This is a genomic window from Rhodopseudomonas palustris (assembly GCF_003226555.1).
In the GTDB taxonomy this organism is placed as follows: Bacteria; Pseudomonadota; Alphaproteobacteria; order Rhizobiales; family Xanthobacteraceae; genus Rhodopseudomonas; species Rhodopseudomonas palustris_I.
In genome coordinates this window covers 1,510,825-1,525,388 of the sequence record NZ_QKQS01000023.1, presented here as the reverse complement: position 1 = coordinate 1,525,388, position 14,564 = coordinate 1,510,825, and the positions used below count along the sequence as shown (strand labels likewise).

General features: G+C 64.8%; 10 protein-coding genes. 6 read left to right on the top strand and 4 right to left on the bottom strand.

The features are described from left to right. The first annotated feature begins 292 nt into the window (after positions 1-292). The 5 genes from DNX69_RS19605 to DNX69_RS19585 all read left to right on the top strand — a co-directional run bounded on the left by DNX69_RS19605 (position 293) and on the right by DNX69_RS19585 (position 9,740). Positions 293-997, top strand: a complete 705-nt coding sequence (locus DNX69_RS19605; RefSeq protein WP_110787561.1) for an outer membrane protein — start codon at positions 293-295, stop codon at positions 995-997. 215 nt (positions 998-1,212) lie between these two features. Further along, on the top strand, positions 1,213-3,351 hold the full coding sequence (locus DNX69_RS19600; protein WP_110787560.1) for a methyl-accepting chemotaxis protein: 2,139 nt from the start codon (positions 1,213-1,215) through the stop codon (positions 3,349-3,351). Between the two features lie 186 nt (positions 3,352-3,537). Continuing rightward, positions 3,538-4,599, top strand: coding sequence for an MBL fold metallo-hydrolase (locus tag DNX69_RS19595; RefSeq protein ID WP_110787559.1), 1,062 nt, complete (start codon positions 3,538-3,540; stop codon positions 4,597-4,599). 223 nt (positions 4,600-4,822) lie between these two features. Then, the gene (gene hemA, locus DNX69_RS19590; RefSeq protein ID WP_110787558.1) at positions 4,823-6,052 is read left to right on the top strand and encodes a 5-aminolevulinate synthase; all 1,230 of its coding nucleotides are present in this window, start codon (positions 4,823-4,825) and stop codon (positions 6,050-6,052) included. Positions 6,053-6,230: 178 nt separating this feature from the next. Continuing rightward, entirely contained in the window at positions 6,231-9,740 is a 3,510-nt protein-coding gene (locus DNX69_RS19585; RefSeq protein ID WP_110787557.1) for a hybrid sensor histidine kinase/response regulator, read from the top strand. A gap of 163 nt (positions 9,741-9,903) precedes the next feature. On the opposite strand, the gene DNX69_RS19580 is transcribed toward DNX69_RS19585, so the two are convergent. Continuing rightward, on the bottom strand, positions 9,904-10,581 hold the full coding sequence (locus tag DNX69_RS19580) for a response regulator transcription factor (RefSeq protein ID WP_110787556.1): 678 nt from the start codon (positions 10,579-10,581) through the stop codon (positions 9,904-9,906). 327 nt (positions 10,582-10,908) lie between these two features. Here DNX69_RS19580 and DNX69_RS19575 point away from each other — a divergent pair, with 327 nt between their 5' ends. After that, positions 10,909-12,573 (top strand): MFS transporter, encoded by a 1,665-nt coding sequence (locus DNX69_RS19575; protein WP_110787555.1) that lies wholly within the window; start codon positions 10,909-10,911, stop codon positions 12,571-12,573. A gap of 191 nt (positions 12,574-12,764) precedes the next feature. Here DNX69_RS19575 and DNX69_RS19570 read toward each other — a convergent pair whose 3' ends face one another. Genes DNX69_RS19570 through DNX69_RS19560 form a run of 3 tightly spaced genes read right to left on the bottom strand, consistent with a single transcriptional unit; the run spans position 12,765 to position 14,526 of the window. Further along, entirely contained in the window at positions 12,765-13,241 is a 477-nt protein-coding gene (locus tag DNX69_RS19570; RefSeq protein ID WP_110787554.1) for a secondary thiamine-phosphate synthase enzyme YjbQ, read from the bottom strand. 23 nt (positions 13,242-13,264) lie between these two features. Continuing rightward, on the bottom strand, positions 13,265-13,855 hold the full coding sequence (locus DNX69_RS19565; RefSeq protein WP_110787553.1) for a hypothetical protein: 591 nt from the start codon (positions 13,853-13,855) through the stop codon (positions 13,265-13,267). Between the two features lie 35 nt (positions 13,856-13,890). Continuing rightward, a complete protein-coding gene (locus DNX69_RS19560) occupies positions 13,891-14,526 on the bottom strand; it encodes a 2-hydroxychromene-2-carboxylate isomerase (protein WP_110787552.1) in 636 nt (211 codons plus the stop codon). Between the last annotated feature and the right edge of the window lie 38 nt (positions 14,527-14,564).

Genomic DNA, 14,564 nt, shown 5'->3' with positions numbered 1-14,564 from the left:
ACCGTACATATCCGTCATAAATCAAGGCGTTAAATGGGGATCCAAAAGCCGCCGAAAGTTTGAGCAGAGCCGGCTAGTCGCCGCCCAATGCAGCGCCGCCGCGGGTTCCAAATTAAGGCGGAATTTAGACTCGTTTAAGGTTCCATTAGCCATAAAAAATTGTGCGCTCTCATGAGGTTAGTTCCGAAGCGAGTGTGGCCTCCCGGTGACAGCATTTTACGTAAAATCCCGCTAAGCCAAGCAGCAGATGGCGCCGACGAACGGTGCGTCTGACAAAGTCTGGAGACAACACATGAAGAAGATTCTGCTCGGCACCGTGGCCCTGGTCGCCCTCGGCGCGGCCCCGGCCCTCGCCGCCGACCTCGCTGCCCGTCCGTACACCAAGGCTCCGGCCTACGCCCCGGCCCCGATCTACAACTGGACCGGCTTCTACATCGGTGGTCACATCGGTGGCGCCTTCTCGGGCGACAACAGCATCGGCACTGGCGTCACCGCCAGCAACGACGGCAAGTTCCTCGGCGGTGTGCAGGCCGGTTACGACTGGCAGTTCGCTCCGAACTGGGTGCTCGGTGTTGAAGGTCAGTACAGCTGGCTGAGCGGCACCAACAGCTCGGTGTCGTGGGGTGCCCCGGGTGCGGTGTTCACCTATGCTGACAACCAGCGTGGTCTGGCCTCGGTCACCGGCCGCCTCGGCTACACCTGGGGTCCGGCGCTGCTGTACGTCAAGGGTGGTTGGGCTTACGCCGACTACTCGAGCAGCCTGACCCTCAACGGCGTCGGCGTTGCGGTCGACAGCAAGACCGATGGCTACACCGTCGGTGGCGGTCTCGAATATCTGTTCGCTCCGAACTGGTCGGGCAAGATCGAGTACCAGTACTACGACTTCGGCAACGTCACCCTCGCCCCGGGCTTCACCGCGAAGAACGACGAGCACGTTGTCAAGGCCGGCCTGAACTACCGCTTCAACTGGGGTGGTCCGGTCGTCGCCAAGTACTAAGAACTGATCGCTTCCTCTTCTGGAAGCTGGAAAGGGTCGGCCTCGCGCCGGCCCTTTTTCATTTGCGAAACCATACCGACCACCACCGAACCGATCGCTCAAATCGCGATCGATCCTCGTGGAGTTACGTGAAGAATATTAACTCCCTAATCTGATACTCCCGCCAGGCGTCGCCGAGACCGACGCCACGTTGAATCGTGTCTGGTGGGGGAAATATGTCAGGGAAATTCGCGAAATTCCGACGACCGCGGCTCCGTCTTCCGCAACTCGGAATTCGCGGCAGCCTTTTCGCCGCATTCGCCGTGATCGCCGGTATGGCAATCCTAATCAGCGCCTGGTCAGGAATGAGCCTGCATCAGCTCGGCCAAACCATGTCCGAGCTGAGCGGCCGCGATATTCCCAAGCTGGCCGCTAGCCTGCAACTCGCCACCCAAAGCGAGAGCCTCGCCAGTCAGGCCCCGATTTTGCTCGATTCCCAAACCGACGACCAGCTTCGCGAGCGTTCGGCACGGATGAACGCTGCGCAGCAGGTGGCGCTTCAGAAGCTCGCCGACATTACCACTTACGGCGGCGACAAAGCCGTCGTGTCGGCGCTCAATGAGACGCTGAAGAACATCGCCGACACCATCCGGAGCCTCGGTTCCGCCGCCAAGGAGCGGCTCGATCTGAGCACGCAGCACGCTAAGCTTTATGCCGAGCTGCGCCGCTCGCACGACGCCTTCATCGCAGTCGCCAATCCGGCGATGCTCGACGCCCAAACCCAGATGAATGCGTTGCTCGGGGCCGCCAACCTGTCGCAAGACGACGCCACCGCCGCCGGCCGGCACATTGAACAGCTCGGCAACGTGATCGCCCTGAGCAATCTGATCGCCTCCGACCTGATGGCGGCGCTGTCGGCCTCCAGCTCCGACGACCTGGAGCCGGTGGAAGCCAGCTTCAAGGAAGCCCGGCAGGTGGTGAACAGCAATCTGGACGGCCTTCCCAACAACCAGACCACGACCGAGATCAAGACCGCGGCTCAAAAGCTGATGGCGCTCGGCGACGGCAAGACTGGCGCGTTCAAACTGCGGCAGCTCGAACTCGACGCCCGCGACTATCGCGACCTTTTGCTCGACGAAACTCGCAAGCTCAATGTCGGCCTCGGCATCAGTGTCAAACAGCTCGTCGACAACGTTCGCAACGAGACCTCGGTCGGAACGTCGCAAGCCCAGTCGCAGATCGCGTTGGCGACCCAGGTCATGATCGCGCTCGGTGCACTGACCCTGATCGGCTCGGCCTTGTTCGTCTGGCTGTATGTCGGCCGCAGCATCCTGCGCCGGATCGGCGGCCTGCAGAAATCGATGCAGAGCCTGTCGGCGGGCGATCTCGAGACCACGATCGATCGCGGTAGCCGCCGCGACGAAATCGCCGTGATGGCCGAGTCGCTCGAGGTGTTCCGCGACAGCATGATCCGCGCGCGTGCCTTGAGCGATGAACAAGACAAGGACCGAGCCGCCAAGGCCGAGCGGACCCAGCGAATCGAGGCTCGTATCGCCGAGTTCGAGGCGACCGTGCGCAGCACGATGGAAAAGCTGCAATCCTCCGCCGACCAGATGCAGGAGACCGCACACGCGATGGCGACGACGTCGGAGCAGTCGAGCGCGCTGGTCACCACTGTCGCTTCGGCCGCCGAGGAAACCTCGGTCAACGTCCAGACCGTTGCCACCGGCACCGAGCAGCTCGCCTCCTCGATCGCCGAGATCAGCCATCAGGCCACCACGTCGGCGGAGATCGCCACTCGCGCCGTGCGCGAGGCCGGCGAGACCGACACCACCATGCAGGGCCTCGCCGACAATGCCGAGCGGATCAGCGCGGTGATCGACCTGATCCAGAGCATCGCGTCGCAGACCAACCTGCTCGCCCTCAACGCCACGATCGAGGCGGCGCGGGCCGGCGACGCCGGGCGCGGCTTCGCCGTCGTGGCCGCTGAGGTCAAGGATCTCGCCAGCCAGACCGCGAAGGCGACCGAGGAAATCCGGGCCCAGATCGCCGCGATGCAAGGGGTGACGAGCACCGCGGTCGGCGCGATCCGCAACATCGGCCAGACCATCACCTCGATCAACGAGGTGACCACGGCGATCACCGCCGCGGTCGAGGAACAAGGCGCAGCCACCCGCGAGATCGCCCGCAACATCCAGCACGCCGCCGGCGGCACCAGCGAGGTCTCCAGCAACATCGTCGGCGTCAGCGCCGCCGCGGCTCAGGCCGGCTCCGCCGCCGCCGAGGTGCTCAACGCGTCCGGCTCGTTGCGCCAGGAGGCGGTGCTGCTGCGCGAGGAGATCGACGCGTTCCTGACCAACATCCGCGCGGCCTGACCGTCGGACAGCTTCGAACGGCCGGCGGCGTACGCGCCGCCGGCCTTTTTTGTGTCCAGACGCTGCACCGCAAGCCTTTTTGCGCGGCGAGGACCCTGCCCCGCTCCAACTGCAGCCGCCCCGGCCGTTTTTCGGCTGGCGCCACCGCTCCGCTCCCGCTAAGTCGGATCAGGGAGCCTGCGCCGAATGAATAAGAAGACCGACGCCACCACGCCGCACGACGAACTCCACTATCTGCACGACGGCCATCCCGGACCGGATCAGACGGTCGAAATCGCACCGGGCGTGTTGTGGCTACGGCTCAAGCTGCCGTTCCGGCTCAATCACGTGAACATCTACCTGCTCGCCGATGGCGACGGCTGGGCGATGGTCGATACCGGCTTCGGCAACGACGCCACCATCGAGGCCTGGGAAAGGCTGTTCGACGGCGCGCTTGCGGGCTTTGCCATCAGCCGGGTGATCGTTACCCATGCCCATCCCGATCATGTCGGCATGGCCGGCTGGATCGTGCAGCGGTTCGGCTGCCCGTTCTACATGTCGCAGATCGAATATCTGCAGGGCGTGTATCACCAGAACAGGCGAACCGACGAGCGGCTGGTCAACAACCGCGCGTTCTTCCGTCGGCACGGAATTGACGAAAAAGTGATCGAGCAATTGGTCGGACGCGGTCAGGACTATCTGAAGAAGACAGTACCGCTGCCAGCGGCGTATCGACGCCTTTCCAAGGGCCAAGAGATCCGGATCGGCGAGCGGTCTTTTCGTATTATCACCGGTGCCGGCCACTCACCCGATCAGGTGATGCTGTATTGCGCCACCGAGAAGCTGTTCCTCTCCGCCGACCAAGTGCTCAGCAAGATCTCGCCGAACGTCAGCGTCTGGGCTCACGAACCGGACGAAGACGCACTCGGCTCCTACCTCGGCTCGCTCGCGGAGCTCGACGCGTTGCTGCCCGACGACGCGCTGGTACTGCCCGGCCACGGACTGCCGTTTCACGGCGTTAAGGCCCGCATCAAGCAGCTTGCCGACCACCACCAAGAGCGCTGCGAGATGATCGCCGACGCCTGCCGTGACAGGCCGATGAGCTCGGCGGAGCTGGTCCCGGTGGTGTTTCACAAACACGTGCTCGACGCTCATCAGACCGGCTTTGCCGTCGGCGAGCTGATCGCGCACGTCAACTACATGCTTGCACAGAACCGCTTGCAGCTCGCGCCGGACACCGACGGCGTCCTGCAATTTACGCCGACTTAACTCTTGGCCGCGCTGTCCGCGTATTCCCGGACACGCCGGAATGCCCCCTTCGAAGCGGCATTGATCTTCATCAAGCAATCACCTGCGACAGCGGTGATATGGATCGGAACCGGCGCAGCTCGAACGTCGAATTGCGCCTCGACTTCGGTGATGGAAGAGTTCTAATAGTCTCGCCGCGTGCGGCGTTCCGTCGTTCGATCCGCCTCCCCAACAGGTCATCGCGATGCAGTACAACCAGTTCTTTCAAGACGCTCTCAACCGCCTGCACGAGGAGCGTCGTTACCGCGTGTTCGCCGATCTCGAGCGACTCGCCGGCAGGTTCCCGCACGCCACATGGCATTCCGCTTCCGGACCTCGCGATGTCGTGATCTGGTGCTCGAACGATTACTTGGGCATGGGCCAGCACCCGAAGGTGGTCGGGGCGATGGTCGAGACCGCGACCCGGATCGGCACCGGCGCCGGCGGCACCCGTAACATCGCCGGCACGCATCATCCGCTGGTGCAACTCGAGCAGGAAATCGCCTCGCTGCACGGCAAGGAAGCGGCGCTGCTGTTCACCTCGGGCTACGTCTCCAACCAGACCGGCCTGTCGACCCTGGGCCGGTTGATCCCGAACTGTCTGATCCTGTCGGACGCGCTCAACCACAACTCGATGATCGAAGGCATTCGCCAGTCGGGCTGCGAGCGCGTGGTGTGGCGCCACAACGATACCGCGCATCTCGAAGAACTGCTGATCGCCGCCGGTCCGGACCGGCCGAAGCTGATCGCGTTCGAGAGCCTGTACTCGATGGACGGCGACACCGCACCGCTGGCGAAGATCTGCGATCTCGCCGAGAAGTACAATGCCATGACCTACTGCGACGAAGTGCACGCGGTCGGCATGTACGGCGCGCACGGTGCCGGCGTCGCCGAGCGTGACGGCGTGATGGCCCGCATCGACATCATCGAAGCGACCCTCGCCAAGGCGTTCGGCTGCCTCGGCGGCTACATCACCGGCAAGACCGAAGTGATCGACGCGGTACGCTCCTACGCTCCGGGCTTCATCTTCACCACCGCGCTGCCGCCGCCGATCTGCGCCGCGGCAACTGCGGCGATCAAGCACCTGCGCGCCTCGACCTGGGAGCGCGAACGTCATCAGGACCGCGCCGCCCGCGTCAAGGCGGTGCTGAACAACGCCGGCATTCCGGTGATGCCGACCGACACCCACATCGTGCCGGTGTTCGTCGGCGACGCCGAGAAATGCAAGAAGGCGTCGGACCTGCTGCTCGACCAGCACAGCATCTACATTCAGCCGATCAACTACCCGACCGTCGCCCGTGGCCTGGAGCGGCTGCGGATCACGCCGTCGCCGTATCATGACGACAAGCTGATCGACGCGCTCGCCGAAGCCCTGGTGCAGGTCTGGAACGAGCTCGGCCTGCCGCTCGGCGCCAAGGCGCTCGCCGCGGAGTGATCCGCACCGCGCGCACGATACGGTAGCGACTATTCAGCGGGGGCGCCCGCGACCGGGAAAATCCCTGTCGCAGGCGCCCCTTCGATTTTGGTAGGCTGACGATCGCGTCCCGCAAGGCTGCATCCGGCCTGGTGCGGGGCGATCGATCAATCGCCTAGCGCGAGGGAGCACGACCGCGATGCTGCACGATTGGGGCGTGATCGCAGCCGCTCTCGCCTACATCGGGTTTCTGTTCTGCGTCGCGAGCTGGGGCGACCGGCTGTCGAAAGGCCAGCGCGAACGGGCCGGCGGGCTGATCTATCCGCTATCGCTGGCGATCTATTGCACGTCCTGGACGTTTTTCGGCTCGGTCGGCTTCGCCAGCCGCTCCAGCTTCGACTTTCTGGCGATCTATGTCGGCCCGGTTCTGATGATCATGGTGGCGACGCCGCTGCTGCGCCGCGTCATCCGGCTGGCGAAATCGCAGAACATCACCTCGATCGCCGACTTCATCGCCGCCCGCTACGGCAAGAGCCAGAAGGTCGCCGCCACCGTGGCGATCATCGCGATCGTCGGCTCGGTGCCCTACATCGCGCTGCAGTTGAAGGCGGTGTCGTCGTCGCTGCAGACCATCCTCGGCGACGACCACAACATCGCCGACATCCCGATCGTCGGCGACATCGCGTTGATCGTGGCCATGGCGATGGCGCTGTTCACGGTGCTGTTCGGCACGCGCCAGGCCAGCGCCACCGAACACCAGCACGGGCTGATGCTGGCGGTCGCCACCGAGTCGATCGTCAAGCTGGTGGCGTTCCTGGCCGCCGGCATCTTCGTCACCTTCTGGCTGTTCAGCCCTTCGGCCCTGATCGAGCGGGCGATGCAGATGCCCGAAGCGGTCCGGGCGCTCGATTCGACCTCGCCGGCCAATTTCCTGACCATGACGGCGCTGTCGTTCTGCGCCTTCATGATGCTGCCGCGGCAATTCCACGTCAGCGTGGTGGAGAATTCCAACGACGCCGAGGTCGGCCGCGCCCGCTGGCTGTTTCCGCTGTATCTGGTTGCGATCAACCTGTTCGTGATCCCGATCGCGCTGGCCGGCCTGGTCAAGTTCCCGTTCGGCAAGGTCGACAGCGACATGTACGTGCTGGCGCTGCCGATCGAGGCGAATGCCCCGATGCTCAGCGTCGCGGTGTTCATCGGCGGGCTGTCGGCCGCGACCGCGATGGTGATCGTCGAATGCGTCGCGCTCGCCGTGATGGTGTCGAACGATCTGGTGATGCCGCTGGTGCTGAAGCGCCATGGCGCGCCGCGGGCCGACGAGCAGCGCAATTTCGGCAGTTTCCTGCTGACGGTTCGGCGGCTGGCGATCTTCGCGATCCTGATTCTCGCCTATCTGTATTACCGGGCTCTCGGCAACACTCAACTCGCAGCGATCGGCCTCTTGTCGTTCGCCGCCATTGCCCAGTTCGCGCCGTCGTTCTTCGGCGGGCTGATCTGGCGCCGCGCCACCGCGCGCGGCGCGATCGGCGGCCTGCTCGTCGGGTTCGCGGTGTGGGCCTACACGCTGTTCATTCCGAGCTTCATGGAGAACTCGACCGCCGGGCTGCTGCTGTTGCAGCACGGCCCATGGGGGATCGAGGCGCTGCGGCCGCAGGCTCTGTTCGGCTCCGACCTGCCGCCGTTGCTGCACGGCGTGCTGTGGAGCCTGTCGCTAAATCTCGTCGCCTATATCGTGCTGTCACTGTTGCGGCAGCCGTCATCGATCGAGCGGCTGCAAGCCGAAGTGTTCGTGCCCGACACGCTGACACCGATGACTCCGGCGTTCCGGCGTTGGCGCACCACCGTCACGGTGCAGGACATCGTCGGAGCGGTCTCGCAATATCTCGGCCCGGACCGCACCCGGGACTCTTTCCGCAACTTCGCCGCCGGCCGCCGCATCACGCTCGACCCCGCCGCGCCGGCGGATTTCGAACTGCTGAAGCACGCCGAACATCTGATCGCGTCGTCGATCGGCGCCGCCTCGTCACGCTTGGTGCTGTCGCTGCTGCTGCGCAAGCGCACAGTGTCGGCGGAAGCCGCACTGAAGCTGCTGGACGATTCCCACGCGGCGCTGCACTTCAACCGCGAAATTCTTCAGACCGCCCTGAACCACGTCCGCCAGGGCATCGCGGTGTTCAATCCCGAGCTGCAACTGATCTGCTCGAACCGGCAGTTCGGCGAGATCCTCGGCCTACCCCCGCACATCATCCAGATCGGCATTCCGCTGATCGAGATCCTGGAATTCCTCGCCAGCAACGGCATCGCCCCGACCGACGCCGAAGCGCATACTCAGATGCGGATGGCGGCCTACACCACCGAGGGCGAGCCGTTCATCGAACGGTTCCCAGAGCGGCATCTGGTCGTCGAGGTGCGCGCCAACCGGATGCCCGACGGCGGGCTGGTGATCACCTTCTCCGACGTCACCCCGAGTTTCGAAGCTGCCGAAGCGCTGGAGCGCGCCAACGCCACGCTGGAGCGCCGGGTGCGCGAACGCACCGAGGAATTGACGCGGCTGAATTCGCAGCTCGCGCTCGCCAAGAGTACGGCCGAAGAAGCCAACATCTCCAAGACCCGCTTCCTCGCCGCCGCCAGCCACGACATCCTGCAGCCGCTCAACGCGGCGCGGCTCTACGCCACCAGCCTGGTCGAGCGCCAGGCCGGTAGCGAGGATTCGCGGCTGGTCGACAACATCGACGAGTCGCTGCAGGCGATCGAAGAAATCATCGGCGCGCTGCTCGACATCTCCCGGCTCGACGCTGGCGCGATGACACCGTCGCTGTCGAGTTTCGTGATCGGCGATCTGATGCGGTCACTGGAGATCGAGTTTGCTCCGACGGCGCGCGCCAAGGGGCTGGAGCTGAGCTTCGTGCCGTGCTCGCTGCCGGTGCAGTCGGACCGGCTGATGCTGCGGCGGCTGCTGCAGAACCTGATCTCCAACGCGATCAAATACACCCCGCAGGGCCGGGTCCTGGTCGGCTGCCGGCGGCAGGGCCAGTCGCTGCGGATTGGCATCTACGATACCGGCGTCGGCGTGCCGATCCTCAAGCGCGGCGAGATCTTCAAGGAATTCCACCGGCTCGAACAGGGCGCGCGGATCGCTCGTGGTCTCGGCCTTGGACTGTCGATCGTCGAGCGGCTGGCAAGAGTGCTCAACCACGGCATCGCGCTGGATTCCAATCGCGGCGGCGGCTCGTGCTTCTCGGTGACCGTGCCGGTCGCCGAAGTCGTCAATCATACCGCCGCAGTGACCAGTGCGACGCCACTGTCCCGCGCGTCGATGAGCGGCATCCTGGTGGTCTGCATCGAAAACGACCCGGCGATCCTCGACGGCATGAAGACGCTGCTGACCACCTGGGATGCCAAGGTGATCGCGGTCGCCGATCCGGAGGCCGCGATCCGGGCGATCGAGAGCAGCGATCAGCGCGTCACCGGCCTGCTTGTCGATTACCACCTCGATCGCGGCAACGGCATCGCGGCGATCCGGGAAATCCGCGCCCGCTTCGGCCAGAGCATCCCGGCGATCCTGATCACCGCCGACCGCAGCCCCGGCGTCCGCGCCTCGGCACGGCAGGAAGAGATCGCAGTGCTGAACAAGCCGGTGAAAGCCGCCTCGCTGCGGGCACTGCTGAGCCAATGGCACGCGCAGCAGTCGGTGGCGGCGGCGGAGTAATCACTTATCCCGGCACACCGACCTCATCCTGAGGAGGCCGCGCAGCGGCCGTCTCGAAGGATGAGCTGGAAGGCAAGGCCGTGCCGCCTCATGGTTCGAGACGGCGCTTCGCGCCTCCTCACCATGAGGGAGAGGCTATCTCCGTCGTACAAAAGGACTAACTCTACGACGCGATCGGCTCTTCCTGGCGCCACTGGTTGCCGGAAATCTTGGCGGCGGCGATCACCGCCTGGGTCCGGCTCTCGACGCCGAGCTTCTGCAGGATCGCCGAAACGTGGGCCTTGATCGTGGCTTCGGAGACGCCGAGCTCGTAGGCGATCTGCTTGTTGAGCAGGCCTTCGGACAGCATCATCAGCACCCGCACCTGCTGCGGCGTCAGCGTCACCAGCCGGTCGCGTAGCTTGGACGTCTCCGGATCGGACGCGGCCGACAGGTCGACATCCGGTGGCACCCAGACGTCACCGTCCAGCACCCGCAGGATCGCCTCGCCGAGCTTCTCGACGCCGAAGCGTTTCGGCACGAAGCCCGAGGCGCCGAAATCCAGCGAGCGGCGGATGGTCTCGACATCGTCGCTGGCGGACACCACCACCACCGGGATCGCCGGATACTGCGCCCGGAGATAGATCAGCCCGGAAAAGCCGCTGATCCCCGGCATCTTGAGGTCGAGCAACACAAGGTCGACGTCGCCCTCGCGCTCGAGCATTGCAGTCAGGTCTTCGAAGGATCCGACCTCACCGATCTTCGCGGCGGACACGACGCTGGCAACCGCCAGACGGAGCGCATCGCGAAACAACGGGTGGTCGTCGGCAATGATCAAATGCGTGCTGGCGGGGGTGCTCATGATGTCCCTTACTCGCAAGCTGGAACCGAACCGAACTGTTCTTCTGCCGGCACGCCGCAGCGAACCGGTCGCAAGTGTCGCCCTCAGATGGACGGCTGGCAAGGCGGACATGTCCGCCTCGTCCGTATCATCATGCCCTCACGCGCAGCCGAAAACATTGAGCAAGCGCAACTGTGCGGATTTTCGGCGTCGAAAGTCGTAATGCCGCGATGCAGCGGCGGTGCTACCGTACACTGACGCACGATCCGCCAGCGCCGTTTGACGCGGCGCGTGCGTAATAAAAACAACAACATAGCCCTCGAAACAACCTCAGGGAGGCAAACGCTGATGGCTACACTCGCCGCGACGAGCAAGCGATCGGGCGGAATGACCCGCGACGAGCGGTTCGTCATTCTCGCTTCTTCGCTCGGTACCGTTTTCGAATGGTACGATTTCTACCTGTACGGATCGCTCGCCGCGATCATTGGTGCGCAGTTCTTCAGCGCCTATCCGCCGGCCACCCGGGACATCTTCGCGCTGCTGGCGTTCGCCGCCGGCTTCCTGGTGCGCCCGTTCGGCGCCATCGTGTTCGGCCGGGTCGGCGACATCGTCGGCCGCAAATACACCTTCCTGGTCACCATCCTGATCATGGGCCTGTCGACGTTCATTGTCGGCCTGCTGCCCAACGCAGCGACGATCGGCATCGCCGCGCCGATCATCCTGATCAGCTTGCGTCTGCTGCAGGGCCTCGCGCTCGGCGGCGAGTATGGCGGCGCCGCGACCTACGTCGCCGAACATGCTCCGCCCGGCAAACGCGGCTACTACACCTCGTTCATTCAGACCACCGCAACGCTCGGCCTGTTCCTGTCGCTGCTGGTGATCCTCGCCACCCGCACCATCGTCGGGGAAGCCGCGTTCGCCGATTGGGGCTGGCGCGTGCCGTTCCTGGTGTCGGTCGCCCTGCTCGGCGTCTCGGTCTGGATCCGGCTCCGGCTCAACGAGTCGCCGGTGTTCAAGCAGATGAAGGAAGAGGGCAAGACCTCGAAGGCGCCGCTGACCGAAGCGTTCGCCAACTGGGGCAACGCCAAGATCGTGCTGATCGCGCTGCTCGGCGCGGTGATGGGCCAGGGCGTGGTCTGGTACACCGGCCAGTTCTACGCGCTGTTCTTCCTGCAATCGATCCTGAAGGTCGACGGCTACACCTCGAACCTGCTGATCGCCTGGTCGCTGCTGCTCGGCACCGGCTTCTTCATCATCTTCGGCTGGCTGTCGGACAAGATCGGCCGCAAGCCGATCATCCTCACCGGGTGCCTGATCGCGGCGCTGTCGTTCTTCCCGATCTTCCGGATGATCACCACCTACGCCAACCCGGCGCTGGAGAAGGCGATCGAGACCGTGAAGGTGCAGGTCGTCGCCGACCCCGCCGGCTGCGGCGATCTGTTCAACCCGGTCGGCACCCGCGTCTTCTCCAAGCCGTGCGACACCGCCCGCGACTTCCTGTCGAAATCGTCGGTGAAGTACTCCACCGTCAGCGGCCCGGCCGGCTCCGGCGTCAAGGTCATGGTGAACGACAAGGAGGTGCCGTACATCGACGCCAAGACCTCGAACCCGCAGGTACTCGCGGCGGTGCACGAAGCCGGCTATCCGAAGGCCGGCAACCCCCAGATCGTCAAAATGGCACACCCGTTCGATGTGTTCAGCCCGAACATCGCCGCGGTGATCGGCCTGCTGTTCGTGCTGGTGCTGTTCGTCACCATGGTCTACGGCCCGATCGCGGCGCTGCTGGTCGAACTGTTCCCGACCCGGATCCGCTACACCTCGATGTCGCTGCCGTATCACATCGGCAACGGCTGGTTCGGCGGCCTGTTGCCGGCGACCGCATTCGCGATCGTCGCCTCGACCGGCGATATCTACGCGGGTCTGTGGTACCCGATCGTGTTCGCGTCGATCACGGTGGTGGTGGGCCTGATCTTCCTGCCCGAGACCAAGAACGTCGACATCAGCAGGACCTGATGCATTAGTTCGGCGCCTGCGCCGGACCAACCAGACAGCAGCGGCTGCGGAGTAATCCGCGGCCGCTTTGCATTTGGCCGTGAGATAAGGCCGCTAACAACCTGTGCAACTCGTGGCGAAGAGGCGCGAAGCGCCGTCTCGAACCGTCGCCGGGTTCTTGGGGATAAGGGCTCAGTGCATCTCGGGAAGAGTTATGACTCCGTCGCACCGAGAAACTGCAGCACGATCTCGCGGCGGTGCGGCCGTGCGCGGTGTTCGATCAGATAAACGCCCTGCCAGGTGCCCAGCGCGAGCCGTCCTTGTCGCACCGGGATCTGCAGTGACACCGACGTCAGCATGGTCTTGACGTGCGCCGGCATGTCGTCGGGTCCCTCGGTGTCGTGGCGCCAACCGGCGTTCTCCGGCGCGAGCCGGTTCAGCACGGTGGTGAGATCGGCCAGCACGGTCGGATCGGCATTTTCCTGAATCGTCAGCGACGCCGAGGTGTGGCGCACGAACACGGTGACGCCGCCGTCCTGCGCTTGCGCCTCGGCAACGAACGCAGCGATCTCGCGAGTGATATCGGTGAACCCGGCGCCGCCCGTCTGCACGGTCAGCAGCGAAGAGGCGACGGTCGTGACGGCCCCGCGCGCCAGTGGCGTGCGGGTCACGGTGCGGGATGAACTCATCGAAGGCCTCGCGCCACGACCGCTCAGATCTTGTCGCCGCTGATGTCCCGCTGCACCCGGGTCGCCATATCGACCAGCTTGCGCCAGGCGCGCTCGAGGAAGCCCACCACCCGATCGACGTCCTGATCGCTCGGTAGAGGGATTTCCAGCTTACGCTGGCCATCCTTCTCGGTGACCTGCGGCTGAGGCAGCCGGTCGCTCTTCGGCATCGCCTCATCAATCTTGGCACCCGGCTGCCCGGTACTGGCGAGCTGCGCTTTCAGGCTGTCGTTGGCGGCGCGCAGCGCATCGGCTTCCTGCTTCAGCCGATCGATCTCGGCCTGCAACCGTCCGGTCTCGGCATCGAACGCGGCGCGTTCGTCCGCGACCGCATAGCAGGCCCATCCACTGCCCTTGTCGGTGCAGGTCGAGACCTTGCCGGTTCGGGTATCGAGCCGCACCACCCCATCGGCCGACGGGGTGAAGGTATAGCGGCCATTCTCGCTGTCCGGCAGCGGCGTTTCAGCCACCGCACCACCTGCTCCGCCGAACGCGACCAGCAACGCCAACACGGCCGCCCGCGGGCCGCGGCGGGCGCCGCCGGAAAAATCCACGGCCAATCGTGCAAAGCTCATCGGGGATGCTCCGCGTTAAAGATTCGAGACCCCGCCTATATGGGGGCTCGGTCCACCGGCCGGTACGGCTCGCGACCGGACTTCAACGCATCCTCGAGGAGTTCGATCCGGTCCTGGCCCCAGAACACCTCGCCATCGAGCACGTAAGCGGGCGAGCCGAACACGTTGGCGGCGATCGCATCCAGCCGGTTTTGCTCGTAAGCGGCGCGAATCTGGTCAGAACCAGCCTGTGCGACCAGTCGTTCGCCCGGCAAGCCGGCGGCATTGGCGAGCTCGGTCAGCACCGCCTTCTGAGTGAGATCGAGCTCCCGTTCCCACACCGCGGCATAAGCGCGCTGCAGATAGGGCTCCGGATCGAGCCCGTCGGCGAGCGCGGCGATCACCACGCCGTCAGCGAGCCGCGCATCGAACGGCCAATGCTTCGGCCACAACTTGAAGTCGAGACCACGCTTGTCGCGCCAGCGCTGCAGTTCGACTGCGCGATAGAGCTGCCGTGCCGGATGCCGTTTCGCCAGCGGCAAGCCGCCGGTCTCGGAAAACAGCTCGCCCAACAACACGGGTTTGTAGGAGAGCTCGAGTGCATAGGTCTCCACCAGCCGCCGCAACGACTGATGGCCGATATAGGCCCAGGGCGATTGAAACGAGAAGTAGTAGTCGATCCGGCGCGACATGAGGTCTCCGATGGCGGGCTTTCCAGCGAGCCGTTGCG